15 protein-coding genes are annotated in these 17,447 nt (G+C 73.9%); 9 read left to right on the top strand and 6 right to left on the bottom strand.

Going from position 1 to position 17,447, the window contains the following annotated elements:
- The first annotated feature begins 479 nt into the window (after nt 1–479).
- On the top strand, nt 480–920 hold the full coding sequence (locus ACQP1P_RS38420; protein ID WP_433078810.1) for a hypothetical protein: 441 nt from the start codon (nt 480–482) through the stop codon (nt 918–920).
- 218 nt (nt 921–1,138) lie between these two features.
- Here ACQP1P_RS38420 and ACQP1P_RS38415 read toward each other — a convergent pair whose 3' ends face one another.
- The 4 genes from ACQP1P_RS38415 to ACQP1P_RS38400 form a co-directional block, all read right to left on the bottom strand.
- Nucleotides 1,139–1,729, bottom strand: coding sequence for a TetR family transcriptional regulator (locus ACQP1P_RS38415; protein ID WP_433078808.1), 591 nt, complete (start codon nt 1,727–1,729; stop codon nt 1,139–1,141).
- Nucleotides 1,730–1,950: 221 nt separating this feature from the next.
- Nucleotides 1,951–2,688, bottom strand: coding sequence for an ABC transporter permease (locus ACQP1P_RS38410; protein WP_433078806.1), 738 nt, complete (start codon nt 2,686–2,688; stop codon nt 1,951–1,953).
- A gap of 97 nt (nt 2,689–2,785) precedes the next feature.
- The gene (locus ACQP1P_RS38405; protein ID WP_433078804.1) at nt 2,786–3,511 is read right to left on the bottom strand and encodes an ABC transporter ATP-binding protein; all 726 of its coding nucleotides are present in this window, start codon (nt 3,509–3,511) and stop codon (nt 2,786–2,788) included.
- Nucleotides 3,512–3,656: 145 nt separating this feature from the next.
- Entirely contained in the window at nt 3,657–6,362 is a 2,706-nt protein-coding gene (locus ACQP1P_RS38400) for a hypothetical protein (RefSeq protein WP_433078802.1), read from the bottom strand.
- Between the two features lie 285 nt (nt 6,363–6,647).
- Here ACQP1P_RS38400 and hisI point away from each other — a divergent pair, with 285 nt between their 5' ends.
- The 4 genes from hisI to ligD are packed head-to-tail and all read left to right on the top strand — an operon-like array spanning nt 6,648 to nt 10,342.
- The gene (gene hisI / locus ACQP1P_RS38395; RefSeq protein WP_433090280.1) at nt 6,648–7,004 is read left to right on the top strand and encodes a phosphoribosyl-AMP cyclohydrolase; all 357 of its coding nucleotides are present in this window, start codon (nt 6,648–6,650) and stop codon (nt 7,002–7,004) included.
- Entirely contained in the window at nt 7,001–8,536 is a 1,536-nt protein-coding gene (locus tag ACQP1P_RS38390) for an anthranilate synthase component I (RefSeq protein ID WP_433078800.1), read from the top strand. The genes hisI and ACQP1P_RS38390 overlap by 4 nt, the downstream gene beginning before the upstream one ends.
- The gene (locus tag ACQP1P_RS38385; RefSeq protein WP_433078798.1) at nt 8,533–9,060 is read left to right on the top strand and encodes a Trp biosynthesis-associated membrane protein; all 528 of its coding nucleotides are present in this window, start codon (nt 8,533–8,535) and stop codon (nt 9,058–9,060) included. Before ACQP1P_RS38390 ends, ACQP1P_RS38385 begins: the two co-directional genes overlap by 4 nt.
- Before the next feature lie 10 nt (nt 9,061–9,070).
- Nucleotides 9,071–10,342, top strand: a complete 1,272-nt coding sequence (gene ligD / locus ACQP1P_RS38380) for a non-homologous end-joining DNA ligase (RefSeq protein WP_433078796.1) — start codon at nt 9,071–9,073, stop codon at nt 10,340–10,342.
- A 665-nt stretch (nt 10,343–11,007) separates the two neighbouring features.
- Here the strand turns inward: ligD and ACQP1P_RS38375 are convergent.
- Nucleotides 11,008–12,078 carry a hypothetical protein gene (locus ACQP1P_RS38375; protein ID WP_433078794.1) on the bottom strand — a complete coding sequence of 357 codons (1,071 nt, stop codon included), beginning with the start codon at nt 12,076–12,078 and terminating at the stop codon, nt 11,008–11,010.
- 173 nt (nt 12,079–12,251) lie between these two features.
- On the opposite strand from ACQP1P_RS38375, the gene trpC reads away from it, so the two are divergent.
- From trpC to ACQP1P_RS38355, 4 genes are all read left to right on the top strand, one after another.
- The gene (trpC, locus tag ACQP1P_RS38370; RefSeq protein WP_433090278.1) at nt 12,252–13,055 is read left to right on the top strand and encodes an indole-3-glycerol phosphate synthase TrpC; all 804 of its coding nucleotides are present in this window, start codon (nt 12,252–12,254) and stop codon (nt 13,053–13,055) included.
- Nucleotides 13,052–14,275 carry a tryptophan synthase subunit beta gene (trpB, locus tag ACQP1P_RS38365; protein WP_433078792.1) on the top strand — a complete coding sequence of 408 codons (1,224 nt, stop codon included), beginning with the start codon at nt 13,052–13,054 and terminating at the stop codon, nt 14,273–14,275. Before trpC ends, trpB begins: the two co-directional genes overlap by 4 nt.
- Entirely contained in the window at nt 14,272–15,069 is a 798-nt protein-coding gene (trpA, locus tag ACQP1P_RS38360; RefSeq protein ID WP_433078790.1) for a tryptophan synthase subunit alpha, read from the top strand. Before trpB ends, trpA begins: the two co-directional genes overlap by 4 nt.
- 366 nt (nt 15,070–15,435) lie before the next feature.
- Nucleotides 15,436–16,803 (top strand): PQQ-binding-like beta-propeller repeat protein, encoded by a 1,368-nt coding sequence (locus ACQP1P_RS38355; RefSeq protein ID WP_433078788.1) that lies wholly within the window; start codon nt 15,436–15,438, stop codon nt 16,801–16,803.
- Here the strand turns inward: ACQP1P_RS38355 and ACQP1P_RS38350 are convergent.
- On the bottom strand, nt 16,792–17,433 hold the full coding sequence (locus ACQP1P_RS38350; RefSeq protein ID WP_433078786.1) for an SGNH/GDSL hydrolase family protein: 642 nt from the start codon (nt 17,431–17,433) through the stop codon (nt 16,792–16,794). The two genes, ACQP1P_RS38355 and ACQP1P_RS38350, sit on opposite strands and share 12 nt — an antisense overlap.
- Between the last annotated feature and the right edge of the window lie 14 nt (nt 17,434–17,447).

Here is a 17,447-nt window from a genome sequence, read left to right as displayed (position 1 = left end):
GCCGCCGGCGTTGGACTCGCGTGGGTGCGCTTCTGGCTCGGCCGCGTTGGACTCGGGTGGGTGCGGTTCCGGCTCGGCCGCGTTCGGCCGGCGCGGGTTAGGGTGCGGCGGGCTTCCGGGTTTGGTGTCTTCGGCTTGGACGCGTTCGACTCGCTCGGGTGCGGGTGCGGGTGCGGGTGCGGGTGCGGGTGCGGGTGCGGGTGCGGGTATGGGTGCGGTTCGGGCCGCGGCCGGCTCGGTGCGTGGTGCTCGCGGGACTCGCGCTCGGGCGTAGGCCGCGATTGTCGAGTGTGCACGGTCGGGGGAGGTACGCGAGGGCCTTGACTCAACGATAAGTCGGGCGCTTCGCGCCGCGACTTATCGGACTTATACCCTGACGAGCGATAAATACGACTCGCCGGAAGTGGACGGCGGGTCGATTCACGTCTGACGCTATGTGTCGGGCGTTCTCGCAGGCGGGGATGGCCTACATTGGGCGCATGTCTGCCGGGGGCCGCCGATTCGTGCCGATGCAGGTGCGCGTCGCGGTGACGGGGTTCCACGCGGTGGGCGGGATCATGCTCACGCTCGCGCTCATGGCCCTCGGCGTCCTGCTGTCGGGGATGCAGGTGGATCCGGTGGCTCAGGGCGGTACCGGATATCTGGATTTTGTCCTGTTCTTCAACGCGGTGCTGTTCCTGTCGCCGCTGGCCGGGGTCCTGGTGTTCCTCGGCGTGCGGGTACGGCGGGGCGAGCACTGGGCCTGGCTGGCGAGCCTCGTGTTCTGGGGGTTCGCGGGGACGATGACGCCGCTGCTCGCGTGGGTGCTGGACGCGCCGGTGTCGCTGCGGTTCGTACCGGTCGTGTGCGCGGTTGTGATGGTCGGGCTGCTGCTGACCCCGCAGGCGCGCACCCACTGCGCGGACCTGGCCGACGACTGACGACCGGCGGCCGCTGGCCTCACGGGCGCGCACGAACTGCGCGGACCTGGCCGACGACTGACGACCGGCGGCCGCCGGCCTCACGGGCGCGCACGAACTGCGCGGACCTGGCCGACGACTGACGACCGGCGGCCGCCGGCCTCACGGGCGCGCACGAACTGCGCGGACCTGGCGGACGACTGGCCTGGCCGTGGGCGTGGACGTAGTCGTGGGCGTGGTCAGGGCAGCGGGTCGCCGAGGTAGTGCTGGACGGTCGGGGCGAGGTTGCGCACCACCTGCTCGGGGGTCATGGAGGCGAGGGGTTCGAGCTTGAGGATGTACCGCAGCATCGCGAGCCCGATCATCTGCGACGCGACCAGGGCGGCCCGGGTCGGGGCCTCGGCCGGGTCCAGGTTCAGGGCGCGCGTGGCGCGGCGCAGGATCTGGCTCACCAGGAACTCGCGCAGCATGCGGGCGGACCAGTCGTGCTGCATCGCGCTGCGCACCAGGGCCACGACCGGCGTGCCCGCGGGGGAGTCCCATACCGACAGGAACGTGCGGACCAGCCGCTCGCCGACGCCGTCGAGGCCGGGCTCGAAGACCTGCGGGAGGATCTCGCCGGGGTCGATCGGGGCGTTCATGGTGGCCAGGAACAGCTGGTCCTTGGCGCCGAAATAATGGTGCACCAGCGCCGGGTCCACGCCGGCGGTGGTCGCGATGTGCCGGATGGACGCCCCGTCGAAGCCCCGCTCCGCGAACGCCTGGCGGGCGGCGTTCAGGATCGCCTCTCGGGTGTCCTGGTTGCCCGGGCGTCGTCCGGTGCGAGCCATGTGCCTCTTCCTGATGTCGTACCGTGCGGTGCCCGCCGGCCCCGCCCAGCGCCCGATCCGCGGGGCGCCGGGCGGTGCGAGCGATCCCAGCCTATTCGGCCGGTGCTCCAGCGCCCGCGGTGCGTCGCTCGGCGCCGGCCCGGGACCCGGCTCTTCGCGACCGCTCGCAGCACCGGTGGCACTGCTCGGCGCGTTCGACGCGGCCGGGCCGGGGCCGGGTGCTACGCGGTGCGGCGGCGCAGGGTGGCCGCGCCGAGGAGCAGGGCCAGCAGGACGCAGCCGACGATGATGGCCAGGTCGCGCCACATGACGCCGGTCGGATCGGGGTGGGTGCCCAGTTCGGTGAGGGCCTGCACGGCGTACGACATCGGCAGCGCGTCGCTGATCGCCTCCATCCACCCGGGCATCCGGTCGCGGGGCTGGAGCAGGCCGCACAGCAGCACCTGGGGCAGTACGACGGCCGGCATGAACTGCACCGCCTGGAACTCGCTGTCGGCGAAGGCGCTCACCAGCAGGCCGAGCGCCATGCCGAGCACCGAGTTGCCGACCGCGATGACGGCCACGAGCCACGCCGGGCCGGCGGTGTCGAGGCCCAGCAGCCAGTACGCGAGTGCCGACACGATCGCCGCCTGCACCGCGGCCGCGACGGCGAAGGCCAGGCCGTACCCGAGCAGGATGTCGACCTTCCCGATCGGCGTGGTGAGGAGCCGTTCGAGGGTGCCGCTCGTGCGTTCGCGCAGCATCGCCACGCTCGTGAGCAGGAACATGATCACGAGTGGGAAGACCCCGAGCATGATCAGGCCCACGCGGTCGAACAGGAGGGGGTTGTCGTCGTAGAGGTACCGCAGCAGCGTGAGCAACACCGTCGGGACCACGAGGATCAGCGCGATCGTCCGGCGGTCGTGGCGCAGCTGGCGCAGGATGCGCGCGGCGGTGCCGAAGGTCAGTCGCAGCGACATGGTGTCAGCCCGCCTTGGTCGTGTGGCCGGGATGGTTGCGGGGGCATGGGGCCGGCCCACGTTGGTCGTGGGGCCGGGATGGTCGCGGGGGCACGGGTCAGCCCACCGGTTCGGTCTCGTGGGCCTGCACGAGCCTGAGGAACGCTTCGTCGAGGTCGTCGGTGCCGGCCGATCGGCGTACGGCGTCCGGGGTCTCGTCGGCGATGAGGTGGCCCTCGCGGATCAGCAGCAGGCGGTCGCAGCGGCCGGCCTCGTCCATCACGTGGCTGGACACCAGGAGGGTGGAGCCGGCCTTCGCGAGGGCGTGGAACCGTTGCCAGAGCTCGTTGCGCAGCACCGGGTCCTGCCCGACGGTCGGCTCGTCGAGCACGAGCAGCCGCGGCTTGCTCACGATCGCGCAGGCGAGGGAGGCGCGGGCGCGCTGGCCGCCGGAGAGGCGGCCGACGAGCTGGTCCTTGGCCTTGCTCAGGCCCACGTCGCTGACGGCCTCGTCCGCCTCGCGCGCGCCGAGGCCGTAGAGCGACGCGAAGTAGCGCGCGTTCTCGCGGACGGTCAGGTCGGCGTACACGCTGGGGGCCTGGGTCAGGTAGCCCACCTTGTCGCGCAGCGGCCGCGACCCGGCCGGGTGGCCGAGGACGGTGACGGTTCCGCCGGCGACCTTCTGCACGCCGACGACGGCCCGCATGAACGTGGTCTTGCCGCTGCCGCTGGGCCCGAGCAGGCCGGTCACGCTGCCGGCGGGGACGGCGCAGGTGAGGTCGTGCAGCACCCGCCGCTTGCCGCGCGCGATGACGAGGTGCTCGACCTCGATCGCGTTGTCCATCGTGGTTGGTCCTTCCTGGCGGAGGGGTAAAGAACTCAACACTTGATGAAATCAACGGTAGTTGAAATCTTGGCCGCGGGCAAACCCCTGGATGCGACAAGGGGCGGACCGGTTGCCCGGCCCGCCCCTTGTGCTGAGATGTGCGTCAGAGCGAGAGGACCCGCTCCAGGAAGTCCTTGTACTGCCGCAGCGCCACCCGCAGCGACTCGGTGTCGGGGTGCTTCGAGGTCTTGTTCGGGTTGATCGCGTGCTGCTGCTCCTGCAGCTTCTCGGCGAGCGTCTCGATCGCGTCGCTGACCACGGCGCTGGCCCGGGCCACCGCCTTGACCGGGTCGTCGACGAACTTAGACTCGGCCTTCGCGATCCGCGTGCGGAACTTGTCGGCCCGCTTGCGCTTCCAGAGCACGATCCGCTCCTCGACGATGTCGCCGGGGCGCCGCTGAGCCGGGGCGACCGCCGCGTACTCGAGCTCGTCGTCCTCCTCGACCTCGTCCTCGTCGTCCTCGGCCACGATGAGCAGCACACCGTCGCCGGCGTCCTCCTCCTCGTCCACGTCGGCGACGACGAGCACGACGTCCTCGACCTCGTCTTCTTCCTCGTCGTCCGCGGCCTCGGCCACGGGCTCACCCGCGTCCTCGTCCTCGTCCTCGTCGTCGGCTTCGGCCACTAGGTCGTCGCTGTCGTCGGCGTCCTCGTCCTCGTCGTCGGCTTCGGCTACGACGTCGTCACTGTCGTCCGCGTCCTCGCCGTCGGCTTCGGCCACAACGTCGTCGGCGTCCTCGGCGTCGGTCTCGGCCACGAGGAGCACGACTTCGCCGGCCTCCTCTTCACCGTCCGCCTCGACCACGACGAGCACCACGTCCTCGGCACCGTCGTCCTCGGCGGCCGGCTCCTCGGCGACGTCCTCGTCCTCGTCCGCGGCGTCATCGGCTTCGGCCGCGATCTCCTCGGCGACGTCCTCGTCCGTGGCGTCATCGGCTTCGGCCGCGATCTCCTCGGCGACGTCCTCGTCCGTGGCGTCATCGGCTTCGGCCGCGATCTCCTCGGCGGCGTCTTCGTCCGTGGCGTCATCGGCTTCGGCCGCGATCTCCTCGGCGGCGTCTTCGTCCGCGGCGTCATCGGCTTCGGCCGCGATCTCCTCGGCGGCGTCTTCGTCCGCGGCGTCGTCGGTCTCGGCCACGATGAGCACGACGTCTTCGGCGGCCGGCTCCTCGGTGTCGTCGGCTTCGGCCGCAATCTCCTCAGCGGCGACCTCCTCGACGGCATCGGCTGCTTCGGCGGCGGGCTCGTCCGTCCCGTCGGCTGCTTCGGTGTCGGTTTCGGCGGCGGGCTCGTCGGTCGCGTCGGCTGCTTCGGTGTCGGTTTCGGCGGCGGGCTCGTCGGTCGCGTCGGCTGCTTCGGCGTCGGTTTCCGCGGCGGCCTCCTCGGCGTCCTCCGCGTCGGCGACCGGCTCCTCCGCGGCGTCCTCACCGTCGGCGTCGTCGGCCGCGGCGATCTCCTCGGCCACGTCGGCGTCCTCGACCACGGGCACCGCGTCGACCTCGGCGGCGGGCTCCTCGTCGGCGACGACAACCGCGACGTCCTCGACCGCGTCGCTCTCCTCGGCATCGTCAGCCTCGGCCGCGGGCTCGTCGGCCGCCTCGATCTCCTCGGCGGCGGCCTCGGCGTCGGTTTCCGCGGCGGCCTCGTCGGCGGCCGGCTCCTCGGTGTCGGCTTCGGCAACCGGCTCGTCGGAGTCCGCGGCGTTCTCGTCCACGGCCTCTTCCGCCTCGGCCGCGGGCTCGTCGGCTTCGGCGGCCTCGTCCGAAACCGCAATGGCGTCCGGTTCGTCGGCGGCTTCGGCAACCGGCTCGTCGGAGGACGCTTCCACCTCGGCCGCAGGCTCGTCGGCTTCCGTGGCCTCGTCCGAAACCACGACGGCAGCCTCAGGCTCGTCGGCGGTCCCGGCCTCAGCGGCGGGCTCCTCAGCGGCGTCGATCCCCTCAGCGTCGGCCGAGGCGGCGAGCTCATCCTCAACCTCGACGGCCGGCGAGTCGGCAGCGTCCACGGACTCGGCAACCACGGCGTCCGGCGAGTCGGCGGCGTCCACGGCGTCGTCGCCCGCGAGGTCGGCCGGCGAGTCGGCGGCGTCCTCAGCGACGGCAGCCTCAGCGACCGGCTCCTCCGCAGCGCCGCCCTCCTCGGCAGCGTCCACGGCGTCGTCGCTCGCGAGGTCGGCGGCGTCCACAGGCTCGGCAACGACAGCGTCCGGCGAGTCCACGGCGTCGTCGGAGGCGAGGTCGGAAGGCGAGTCGGCAGCGTCCACGGACTCGGCGACAACAGCGTCCGGCTCAACGACGACAGCCTCAGCCACCGGCTCCTCCGAAGCCGCGGCCTCCTCCGCAGCGCCGCCCTCCCCGGTCTCCTCGGTGGTCTCGGCCGCCGCCGCCGTCACGTCCGCCGGTGCCTCGTCCGCAACCGCGACGTCCGTCGCCGCCGCAACCGGCTCGTCGCTCTCCGCGACCGCCTCGTCCGAGCCCGGCGCGCCATCCTCCACCGCCTCGCTCTCCACGACGGCCGAATCGGTGACAGCAGGAGTGTCGTCGCCCGCGACGACCTCGGCATCCGCAACCCCAGTGGTCTCGACGAGGGCCGAGATGTCGTCCGGCACCGCGACGGAGATGGCCGGATCATCAGCCAGCGCCGCGGTTTCCTCGGCGGCGGGAGGGGCAGTGGCGGCAGGAGCGGCGTCGTCGAGCGGCTCGCGCGGCGCCGGTACGACGGCCTCGGCGGGTGCGTCCGCCGCGGGAGTGGAAGAAGACGACGACGAGGAGGGCGGCTGGTCGTTCGGCGGGGTGATGTTGGGGTGCATGGGTCCTCCGTCCGGCTCGGTCCGAACGGGGGCAGCCTCCCGGTCGGACTGCTGGTTGGCTCAGCGCAGGGGTCGCGGACGCCGGGAGGCCGTGCGGCGCCCGCAAACCGACGACCGCATGACCGGCGGTTGGGGTGCCCCCTGGAAGACGGGTAGGGGGTGGCCGTCGGCAGGCGGGGAAGGGTGGGCGACCGCGCAGATCTTCCGTGCGGCGCACCGCCAAGGTACCCCCTCAACACCAGCAGCCATAGACCCCAAACCGCCGAGTCTGCACGGTGCGGGAGAATTGCCGTCGTGCCGTCGAACCTTGATCCAGAAGTGGCCGACCGTCTGCGCCGCAACGACGCCGGACTCGTGCCGGCGATCGTGCAGGAGCACGGGACCGGCGAGGTGCTGATGCTCGCGTGGATGGACGACGAGGCCCTGCACCGCACGCTCACGACCGGTCGCGCCACGTACTGGTCGCGCAGCCGCAACGAGTACTGGGTGAAGGGTGAGACCTCCGGGCACGTCCAGCACGTCAAGTCGGTCGCGGTCGACTGCGACGGCGACACGCTGCTGATCACGGTCGAGCAGACCGGCGCCGCCTGCCACACGGGCAACCACACCTGCTTCTACACCCCGCTGGAGGTATCCGGATGACGACCGGCGCCGTGGCCCCCGACGAGGCCACCTTCCGCGAGCTCGCGCGCACCCGTCGTGTCGTTCCGGTGACGCGGCGCCTGCTGGCCGACGGCGAGACCCCGGTCGGCGTGTACCGCAAGCTGGCGGGCGGCCCCGGCACGTTCCTGCTGGAGTCCGCCGAGCAGGGGGCGGGCGCGGCCGGCGCCGTCTGGTCGCGGTACAGCTTCATCGGCGTCCGCAGCGTGGCCACCCTCGTGGAGCGGGACGGGCGCGCGCACTGGCTCGGGGCGCCCCCGGCGAACGTCCCGGTCGACGGGGCCCCGACCGAGGTGCTCCGCGCGACCATCGCCGCGCTGACCGCCGACGACGCCGACCTGCGCGAGCTCAACCTGCCGCCGCTGTCGGGCGGCATGGTGGGCTTCCTGTCCTACGACGCCGTCCGCCGCTTCGAGCGCCTCCCCGAGATCGCCCTCGACGACCTCGGCCACCCCGAGCTCGGGATGATGCTCGCCACCGATCTCGTCGCGCTCGATCACTTCGAGGGCGCCGCGCTGCTCATCGCCAACGCGGTGCTGCCCGCGGCCGGGGCCGACGACGCCGCGGTCGCCGCCGCGTACCACCAGGCCATCGGCCGGCTCGACGCGATGACCACCGCGCTGTCCCGCCCGACGCCGCCGCTGGTGTCCACTGTGGACCGGGTGCCGCTCGGCGACGTGGTGAGCCGGACGCCGGCCGGGGAGTACCCGAAGGCGGTCGAGGCCGCGAAGGAGGCCATCCGCGCGGGGGAGTGCTTCCAGATCGTGCTCGCCCAGCGCTTCGAGCGCGCGACCGACGCCGACCCCCTCGACGTGTATCGCGTACTGCGCACGACCAATCCCAGCCCGTACATGTACCTGCTGCGCTTCGACGGCTTCGACGTGGTCGGGTCCTCGCCCGAGGTACACGTGAAGGTCGACGGGCGGCGGGCACTGCTGCATCCGATCGCGGGCACGCGGTGGCGCGGGGCGACACCGGAGGAGGACGCGGCGCTCGCGGCCGACCTGCTCGCCGACCCCAAGGAGCGCTCCGAGCACGTGATGCTCGTCGACCTGGCCCGCAACGACCTCGGGCGGGTGTGCAAGCCCGGCACGGTGGAGGTGCCCGAGTTCATGACGGTCGAGCGGTACTCGCACGTCATGCACATCGTCTCGACCGTCGTCGGCGAGCTGCACGACGACCGCACCGCCTTCGACACCCTCGCGGCCACGTTCCCGGCCGGCACCCTGTCCGGGGCGCCGAAGGTCCGCGCGATGGAGATCATCGAGGAGCTCGAGCCGACGCGCCGCGGCCTGTACGGCGGCGTCGTCGGGTACTTCGGCTTCGGCGGCGACATGGACACCGCCATCGCCATCCGCACCGCGCTGCTGCGCGACCGCACCGCGTACGTGCAGGCCGGCGCCGGCATCGTCGCCGACTCCGACCCGGCCGCGGAGGAGACCGAGACGCGCAACAAGGCCGCCGCGGTGCTGGCCGCGATCGCGACCGCCGAGACGCTGCGGCCGGCCCGGTGAACCTGTCGGGGCGGCGGGGCCTGGCGACCACGGCGGTGGCGTGTGCCGTGGCGGCTGCGGTCGTACTGTTCGCCGCCACCCGATCCTGGCAGACCGCCGTCACCGTGCAGCCGGCCCCGCTGCCGCCGCTGAAGGTCGACCGCACCGGCACCGAGATCTCGCCCTGGCTCACCGCGCTGGCCGTCGTCGGGCTCGCCGGCGCCGGCGCGCTGCTGGCCACCCGGGCCGCCGCCCGCCTCGCGGTCGGCGTCCTGCTCGTCGTCGCCGGCGCCGGCGTGGTCGTCGCGTCCCTGGTGACCCTCGACGAGCACGTGCGCGTGGCCTGGCCGCTGGTGTGCGCGCTCGGCGGCCTCGTCGTCCTCGCGGCCGGCGTGGTCACCGTGCGCTCCGGCCGCTCGTGGCCGGGCATGGGCGCGCGCTACGAACGCACTTCCGCGCCGGCCCGCCGGCAGCACGCGCAGACCGACATGTGGGACGCGCTCGACCGGGGCGAAGATCCGACGAGGGGTGATCGACCCGAGTAGGGTTCGGCCCATGGCGAGCAGCGCTGAGGAAGTGATCGAGGTCGCCGGGCGCGAGGTGACGATCACCAATCCGGACAAGGTGTACTTCCCGAAGTCCGGCCGCACGAAGATCGACGTGGTGCGCTACTACCTCGCCGTCGCCGACGGTGCCCTGCGGGGCGCGGGCGGGCGGCCGATGGCTCTCAAGCGTTACGTCAACGGCATCGAGGGCGAGGCGTTCTTCCAGAAGCGCGCGCCCGCCAAACGGCCGGACTGGATCGAGACCGCGCAACTGCGCTACCCGTCCGGCCGCACCGCCGAGGAGATCGTCCTGCGCGACGCCGCCCAGCTCGCCTGGGTGATCAACCTCGGCTGCCTGGAGCTGCACACCCACTCCGTGCTCGCCGAGGACCTTGAGCACCCCGACGAGCTGCGCATCGACCTCGACCCGGTGCCGGGCGTGCCCTGGGGCCAGGTCGTCGACGTGGCGCTCATCGCGCGGGAGGTCCTCGAGGAGTACGGGCTCGCGGGCTGGCCGAAGACCTCCGGCTCCCGCGGCTTCCACATCTACGCGCGCATCGAGCCCCGCTGGACCTTCGCCGAGGTACGCCGCGCCGCCGAGGGCTTCGCCCGCGAGGTCGCCCGCCGCGCCCCGGACCTCGCGACCGGCGCGTGGTGGAAGGAGGAGCGGCAGGGGGTGTTCCTCGACTACAACCAGAACGCGAAGGACCACACCACCGCGTCGGGTTATTCGGTACGCCCCTCGGAAGAGGCGAAGGTCTCCGCCCCCCTGAGCTGGGACGAGGTCCCCGGCTGCGACCCGGCCGCCTACACCGTGGACACCGTGCCGGGCCGCCCCGACCCGTGGGAGGGCATCGAGTCCGCCCGCGGCTCGCTGGAGCCGCTGCTGGAGCTCGCGTCCACCTTCAAGAAGCGCGCGCCCGCGAAGAAGGGCACCGGCCGCCGCCAGCCGAGCATGCCCCTGATCGAGATCACGCGCACCGCGACGCGCGAGGAGGCCCTGGCCGACCTCGACCGGTGGAAGGAGCGCCACGCGACGGTCTGGCCGCTCCTGGAGCCCGCCGACGTCCTGGTCGACTCGATGCGGGGGATCAACTCGGTCTGGTACCGCATCCGCATCAACCTCATCCACGTCCCCGAAGCCGAACGCCCGGAGCAGGAACCGCTCGAGCACGAGTTCGACCCCTTCGCGAAGTGGAAGGAAATGCAGGCGAGGGGCGAGATCCCGGCCCGCTGGCGCCGCCCGGACCCGGAGCCGGTTCCCGAGTCCGAGGAGTCCTGACCCTGCCGGCCCCGGCTGGGCCACGTCGTGCCGGAGCGGCCCGCATCGGGTGCCGCCTCGCGTGCGCTGCGGGCCGGTCGACGCGGTCCCGGAAGGTCGGAGCCCGTCAGTAAGGGCCAGGGCGGTGCGCGACCCGCGTATGGGGGGCGTGCGGCACGGTGCGTCTCCTCAACGACGTCGACCCGGTCGAGCGGTGCACGGTCAGGTAGCCGAGCCGATCGTCGAAGCGGACCGTCACCCGCGGCGCTCAGGCGACCGGTGCGTGCGTGACGCCGCTCGAGCGGCGCACGATCACCGAGCTCGAAGATGCGGGAGACGAATGGCGTGGTGCCGAAGAGCGACGCCCGTCTCAAGGGCGCGAAGCCAAGGCCGGAATGAAGGGCCAGGGCGGCATGGTCGGTTCAGTGCGGGCTGTGTCCGGTCGGCGCGGTGCCGGAAGAGCGGCGCGCGAGGCCGAGGGGAGCGATGCGGGAACCGGCGAACGACTGGCCGGCGAGGCGCGGATGAGGGCGGTGCGGGGCCGGGGAACAGGTGGCCGGCGACGCGCGGATCAGGGCGGTGCGGGCCGGGGAACGAGTGGGCGGTGAGGCGCGGATGGGGGCGGTGCGGGGCCGGGGGACAAGTGGCCGGCGAGGCGCGGATGGAGGCGGTGCGAGAAGCGCGCGTCAGTGTGCCTCCTCGGGAGTGTCGACCCAGCCGGCCATGAGCACCAGGCTGGTCGCGCGGTGCACGGCGAGATAGCCGAACGGCTCGTCGAAGCGGACCGTCACGCGCAGCGCCCGCGCCGTGCCCTCCGGCGGGCCGGGCAGGATCGGCACGACCGGGGCGCGTGTCACCGGCGCGGCGCGGAAGCCGGGGCCGGTGAAGGCCGCGGCCAGGCTCACCCCCGCCGCCGCCACCCGCAGCGGCGTGGCGCTGATGCCCGGGAACAGGCCGGGAGCGGCGGCCGCGCGCAGCCCGAACACCTCGGCCGCGCCGAGCAGGTCGTGCGCGGCCGAGGCCGCGAAGCGGGGAACTTTCACGACCAGCTCGGGCGCCGGGTCGTCGGCGTCGACCAGGGCCGCGGTGATCCCGGGGCCGCGGCGGCCGACGGGGGCGGCGGTGAACGTTTCCACGGCCGCGGCGAGCACGGCCGGCGCCGGGGCGGTGCCGGCCGCGGTGCACAGCACCACGTCGACGTCGCCGGTGCCGCGGACGGTGAGCAGCGTGACCGGTCCGGCGGCGGTCGTGGCGCAGCGCAGGTCGGTGAGGTCGGGGCCGCGGCGGTGCAGCGAGGCCAGGCGCCGGCCCGCCCACGGGCCGCTCGCGGGGCGCAGCACGCCGTCGGTGAACGGGTCGGCCCAGTCGGCGGTGACGGCCAGGGCCGCGGCCAGGACCAGGGCGTCCTCGTCGGCGACGGCGAACCCGAACGGGGGCACCGGCGCGCCGGTCTGGGCCGCGGCCCAGGCGTCCAGCAGCGGGCGGTCGATCGCGGGGTCGCCGGTCAGGCGCGGGTCGGCGCGGGCGGCCCAGTCGAGGGTGAGCGGCACCCCCTCCCGCGCCCACAGGCCGAGCGCGCCGCGGACGGGCAGATCCAGGGGCGTGGGGGCGACCGCCAGCAGCTCGGTGCGGGCCCGGCCGCCGGCGACGGAGGCGAGCAGGGCCAGCAGGGGATAGATCGCCGCCGCCGAGAGGACCGCCGCGGCGGACACGGACGCCCAGGTGGCCGTCAATGTGTTCGCTCGCGTCACGCTCATGCCGACACCCTAGAACGGGGGTACGACAAAACGCGGCGGCGAGGCATTATGCCCTAGTCCATCAGGTGATGTCGGCCATACCCCCGCGACCGTCCACTGACCGGGGGCGACCTAGCATCGGTCGCATGACCACCGGAGAGGGGAGCTCCTTGATCAACGCGGAAAGCGGCCGGGTGCTCGACGAGATCCTCGCCGGAGTGCGCGAGGACCTGGCGGTCCGCGAGGCCCAGGTGCCCCTGGCAGAGATCAAACAGCGCGCCGCCGAGGCCCCGCCGCCGAGGGACGCCTACGCCAAGCTGCGCGCCCCCGGCGTCGGCGTCATCGCCGAGGTCAAGCGCGCCTCGCCGTCCAAGGGTGCGCTGGCCGAGATCCCGGACCCGGCGGAGCTCGCGAAGGAATACGCGGCCGGCGGCGCCCGCTGCGTGAGCGTGCTCACCGAGGGCCGGTGGTTCGGCGGCAGCCTCGACGACTTCGCCGCCGTGCGGGCCGCGATCGACATCCCGATGCTGCGCAAGGACTTCGTGGTGTCGTCGTATCAGGTGCACGAGGCCCGGGCCTACGGCGCCGACCTGGTGCTGCTGATCGTCGCCGCGCTCGACCAGAACACGCTCTCCGGGCTCCTCGACCGCATCGAGAGCCTCGGCATGACGGCCCTGGTCGAGGTGCACGACGAGGAGGAGACCGACCGCGCGCTGGAGGCCGGCGCCCGGGTCATCGGGATCAACGCGCGCAACCTGCGCACGCTGGAGGTCGACCGGACGGTGTTCGAGCGCATCGCGCCCGGGCTGCCGGCCGAGGTCGTCAAGATCGCCGAGTCGGGGGTCCGCGGGCCGCACGACCTGATCCGCTACGCTTCCGCCGGCGCCGACGCCGTGCTGGTCGGCGAGGGCCTGGTCACCCAGAAGAGCCCGCGCGAGGCCGTCGCCGAGCTCGTCACCGCCGGCAGCCACCCGGCCACGCCGCGGGCGGCCCGGTGAGCGCGAGCGCGTTCCTCTCGGCGGCGGGCCTGCTGCCCGACCCCGAGGGGCACTTCGGCACCTACGGCGGCCGGTTCGTCCCCGAGGCGCTCATCGCCGCGCTCGACCAGCTCGACGCCGCCTACCGCCACGCCCAGGCCGACGAGGCGTTCCAGGCCGAGTTCGGGCGGCTGCTGCGCGACTACGCCAACACGCCCAGCCCGCTCTACCGGGCCGAGCGGCTCGCCCGCGGTACCGGTGCGAGGATCTTCCTCAAGCGCGAGGACCTCAACCACACCGGCGCGCACAAGGTCCGCAACGTCCTCGGCCAGGCGCTGCTGACCAAGCGGATGGGCAAGACGCGGGTCATCGCCGAGACCGGGGCGGGCCAGCACGGCGTGGCCAGCGCCACCGCCTGCGCGCTGCTCGACCTCGAGTGTGTCGTGTACATGGGTGAGGAGGACACGCGCCGCCAGGCCCTCAACGTCGCCCGCATGCGCATGCTCGGCGCCACCGTCGTGCCCGTCACGACCGGCTCCAAGACGCTCAAGGACGCGATCAACGAGGCCCTGCGCGACTGGGTGACCAACGTCGACAACACGCACTACCTGCTCGGCACGGCGGCCGGCCCGCACCCGTTCCCGGCGATGGTCCGCGACTTCGTCGGCGGGATCAGCGTCGAGGCCCGCCGGCAGATCCTCGAGCAGACCGGCCGGCTGCCCGACGCCGTCGCGGCCTGCGTCGGCGGCGGCTCCAACGCGATCGGCGCGTTCCACGCGTTCGTGCCCGACACGGACGTGCGCCTCTACGGCTTCGAGGCCGGCGGCGACGGCGTCGACACCGGCCGGCACGCGGCCAGCATCACCGGCGGCTCGACCGGCGTGCTGCACGGCGCCCGCACCTACCTGCTGCAGGACGAGGACGGCCAGACGGTCGAGTCGCACTCGATCTCGGCCGGCCTGGACTACCCGGCGGTCGGGCCCGAGCACGCCTACCTGCACGACACCGGCCGCGCCCGCTACGAGCCGGTGACCGACGCCGAGGCGATGGACGCGTTCAAGCTGCTGTGCCGCACCGAGGGCATCATCCCGGCGATCGAGAGTGCGCACGCCGTCGCCGGGGCGCTGCGGGTCATCCCGGCCCTGGCTGCCGAGCTGGGCCGCGAGCCGACCGTGGTCGTGTGCCTGTCCGGCCGCGGCGACAAGGACATGGACACCGCCCGGGAGTGGTTCGACGTATGAGCGTCCAGACCGCGTTCGACAAGGCCAAGGCCGAGGGGCGCAGCGCGCTGATCGGCTACCTGCCGGCCGGGTTCCCGGATGTCGCCACCGCGACGGACGCCGTCCGCGCCATGATCGACAACGGGGTCGACATCGTCGAGATCGGCCTGCCGTACTCCGACCCGGTCATGGACGGCCCCGTCATCCAGCGCGCGACCGAGGCCGCGCTCGCCGCGGGCTTCCGGGTCCGCGACGGCCTGGCCACCGTGGAGGCCGCGGCGGCCACCGGCGCGCCGATCCTCACCATGACCTACTGGAACCTCGTCGAGCGCTACGGCGTCGAGCGCTTCTCCGCCGACCTGGCCGCGGCCGGCGGGGCGGGCCTCATCACGCCCGACCTCATCCCGGACGAGGCCGGCCCGTGGCTGGCCGCGTCCGACCAGCACGGCCTCGACCGCGTCTTCCTGGTCTCGCCGTCCTCGACCGACGCCCGCATCGCGAGCACCGTCGCGGCCTGCCGCGGCTTCGTCTACGCCACGAGCGTCATGGGCGTCACCGGCGCCCGGGACCGGACCAGCAGCGCCGCCCCCGTGATCGTCGAGCGGGTCCGCGCGATCGGCTCGAGCGTGCCGGTCGCGGTCGGCCTCGGCGTCTCCAACGGCGCCCAGGCGGCCGAGACCGCGACCTTCGCCGACGGCGTCATCGTCGGCAGCGCGCTCGTGCGGTGCCTGCTGGAGGCCAGCAGCCCGGCGGCCGGCGTCGCCGCGGTGGCCAAGCTGAGCGCCGAACTGGCCGAGGGCGTCCGCCGCCACTGACCGGCGGTCGGCGTCATCGTCGGCGGCCGGCGTCGCCGCGGTGGCCAAGCTGAGCGCGGAGCTGGCCGAGGCGTCCGCCGCCACTGACCGCCACTGACCGGCGGTCGGCGTCATCGTCGGCGGCCGGTGTCGCGGCGGTGGCCAAGCTGAGCGTGGAACTGGCCGGGGGCGTCCGCCGCCACTGACGGGCGGTCGGCGTCATCGTCGGCAGCGCGCTCGTGCGCTGCCTGCTGGAAGCCGGCAGCGCGGCGGCCGGTGTCGCCGCGGTGGCCAAGCTGAGCGCGGAGCCGAGGGCGTCCGCCGCCACTAACGGGCGGGTGGGCTCGTTGAGCCCCCGTGCGGCTTTCTTTCCGTTTTGTACCACACGTGCTCCTCCTGGCGGCCATGTCCTCCACGCTGATCTCCCCGCCCACCGGGGCAGCGGCGGCCGGCATCGGCTACGGCTCCACCGCCGACGCCGACTGGCGGCAGGACGGCGGCGACCCCGGCCGCTCCGGCCACCAGGCGCTGACCGGCCCCCTGGACGCCGCCGCCGCGAAGCACCTGCGCCCGGCCTGGGCCGCACCCGCCACCCGCCCCGGCGAGCAGGTCGGCGGCGCGATCGTGATCGACGGCACCGTGCTGCGCGCCTCCGGCGGCCCGTCGGGGCAGATCCGCCGCTACGACGCCGCGACCGGGCACGACCTCGGCCCCGTGGTCGACGCCCCCGGGCTGGCGTTCGGGCCGCTGGCGGCGGCCGGGGACACGCTGCTCGTCGAGGCGGTCGAGCGCCCGGCGCTGCGGCGCACGCTGCGCGCGTACACCTTCCGCGGCGAACGGCAGTGGACCGTGGACCTGCCCGACGCGGTCTCGGGCGGCTTCACCGCGGCCGGGGACCTGATCCTGCGCGCGGCCGGGGACACCCTCACCGCGTACCGCACCGCGGACGGCTCGGCCGCCTGGACCGCCCAGCTCGGCGGCGAGCCCGGCTTCCGCGTGCCGGTCCGGCTCGGCGACCTCGTGCTGCAGGGCATCGAGCCGGGCGGCATCACGTCGATCGGCACCGAACCGGCCACCCCCGGCGCGAGCGGCGTCGAGTCGAACGGCACGAGCGGCACGAGCGGCGTCGAGTCGAACGGCACGAACGGCGTCGAGTCGAACGGCACGAACGGCACGAACGGCGTCGAGTCGAACGGCACCCAGCCGGCCATCGCGGCCTTCGACGCCCGCACCGGCGCCCAGGTCTGGCGGCGCGCCGCGAGCGGCGCCGAGCTCGTGGCGGCCGGCGACGCCGTGTACGCGGTCGGCGAGCGCGGCATCTGCGCCTACACGGCCGCCGACGGCGCCCGGCGCTGGTGCGACGCGCAGACCCTGGAGGCTCCGGTGCACGCGAGCCTCGGCGACGGCGCGCTCTTCGTCGTCGACGGCCACGGCGGCCTGGCCGCGTTCGACACCGGCACCGGGGCCCCGCGCTGGCGGACCTCCTACGGCCTGAACGCGGAGGTCGACGCCTCCTACTGGGCCCCGGTGAACGGTGGTGGCGTCGTCTACGCGATGGTGTACCACTTCGCGGTCCGCGGCGGCGTCAGCACCCACCGCGTCGAGCTGGTCGCGGCCGACACGAGCACCGGCCGGCTCATCCGGCGCCTGGAGGTCGGCGTCGACGCCATGCGCGGCGAGGAGCCCCTGCTGCTGGCCGGCGATCACGTGTACTTCGCCGCCGTCCAGAAGCTCCACGCGTTCTCAGCGTCGTAGCGCGGCCCGCCAGGTGTCCCGGATCGCCTGAGCGCCCCAGGCGTTCGGCTCGATGTGCCCGCACAGCCACAGCTCGCGGTTGGCCGGGTGCGAGTCGGGCCGGGTGATGTCCCCGGCCTGCGCGCCGTGCCCGAGGAACGCCCCGTGCAGGTCCGCGACGGCCGCGCCGTGCCGGGCCGCCGCCGCGCGGATCGCCGCGTTCATCGAGTGCAGCAGCGCCAGGCCCTCGTCGACGTCGGGCAGCCCGGCCCACGAGAGGTCGCCGGTGCCGTCCGTGGGGTCGTACACGGTGCTCACCACGATCCGCGCGCCGGTCGCGGCGAGGGTCGCCAGGGTCGCGTCGTAGTTCGCGGCCGTCGCCTCGACCGCGGCCGGCACCTTGTCGGGGGACTCGACGATCGCGGTCAGCAGGTCGTTGCCGCCCATCGTGATGGTCACCAGGGCCGGGCGCCCCGCGACCTGGCCGAGCTGGCGGCGCACGACGTCATCGCTCGTCGCGCCGTCGCGCGCGAGCAGCTTCAGCTCGATGCCGAGGTCGTCGGCGAGCAGGGAGGCGGCGCCCAGTCCGGGGCCGCCCGCATAGTCGTCGATCGACATCGAGTCGCCGAGCGCGTAGTACCGCGGGGCCATACCGAAGATCATCG

The sequence above is a fragment of the Dactylosporangium sp. CA-052675 genome, from assembly GCF_050947935.1.
Classification (GTDB): Bacteria; Actinomycetota; Actinomycetes; order Mycobacteriales; family Micromonosporaceae; genus Dactylosporangium.
The sequence above is the reverse complement of the archived record's forward strand: the minus strand, read 5'-3'. Positions and strand labels throughout refer to the sequence as shown.

What these genes read in the sequence shown, in the direction of transcription:
- ACQP1P_RS38405 (WP_433078804.1), bottom strand. Translation starts at nt 3,511, where the DNA reads ATGGACAACGCGATCGAGGTCGAGCACCTCGTCATCGCGCGCGGCAAG.
- ACQP1P_RS38420 (WP_433078810.1), top strand. Translation starts at nt 480, where the DNA reads ATGTCTGCCGGGGGCCGCCGATTCGTGCCGATGCAGGTGCGCGTCGCG.
- trpA (WP_433078790.1), top strand. Translation starts at nt 14,272, where the DNA reads ATGAGCGTCCAGACCGCGTTCGACAAGGCCAAGGCCGAGGGGCGCAGC.
- ACQP1P_RS38400 (WP_433078802.1), bottom strand. Translation starts at nt 6,362, where the DNA reads ATGCACCCCAACATCACCCCGCCGAACGACCAGCCGCCCTCCTCGTCG.
- ACQP1P_RS38375 (WP_433078794.1), bottom strand. Translation starts at nt 12,078, where the DNA reads ATGAGCGTGACGCGAGCGAACACATTGACGGCCACCTGGGCGTCCGTG.
- ACQP1P_RS38415 (WP_433078808.1), bottom strand. Translation starts at nt 1,729, where the DNA reads ATGGCTCGCACCGGACGACGCCCGGGCAACCAGGACACCCGAGAGGCG.
- ACQP1P_RS38390 (WP_433078800.1), top strand. Translation starts at nt 7,001, where the DNA reads ATGACGACCGGCGCCGTGGCCCCCGACGAGGCCACCTTCCGCGAGCTC.
- ACQP1P_RS38350 (WP_433078786.1), bottom strand. Translation starts at nt 17,433, where the DNA reads ATGGCCCCGCGGTACTACGCGCTCGGCGACTCGATGTCGATCGACGAC.
- ACQP1P_RS38410 (WP_433078806.1), bottom strand. Translation starts at nt 2,688, where the DNA reads ATGTCGCTGCGACTGACCTTCGGCACCGCCGCGCGCATCCTGCGCCAG.
- ligD (WP_433078796.1), top strand. Translation starts at nt 9,071, where the DNA reads ATGGCGAGCAGCGCTGAGGAAGTGATCGAGGTCGCCGGGCGCGAGGTG.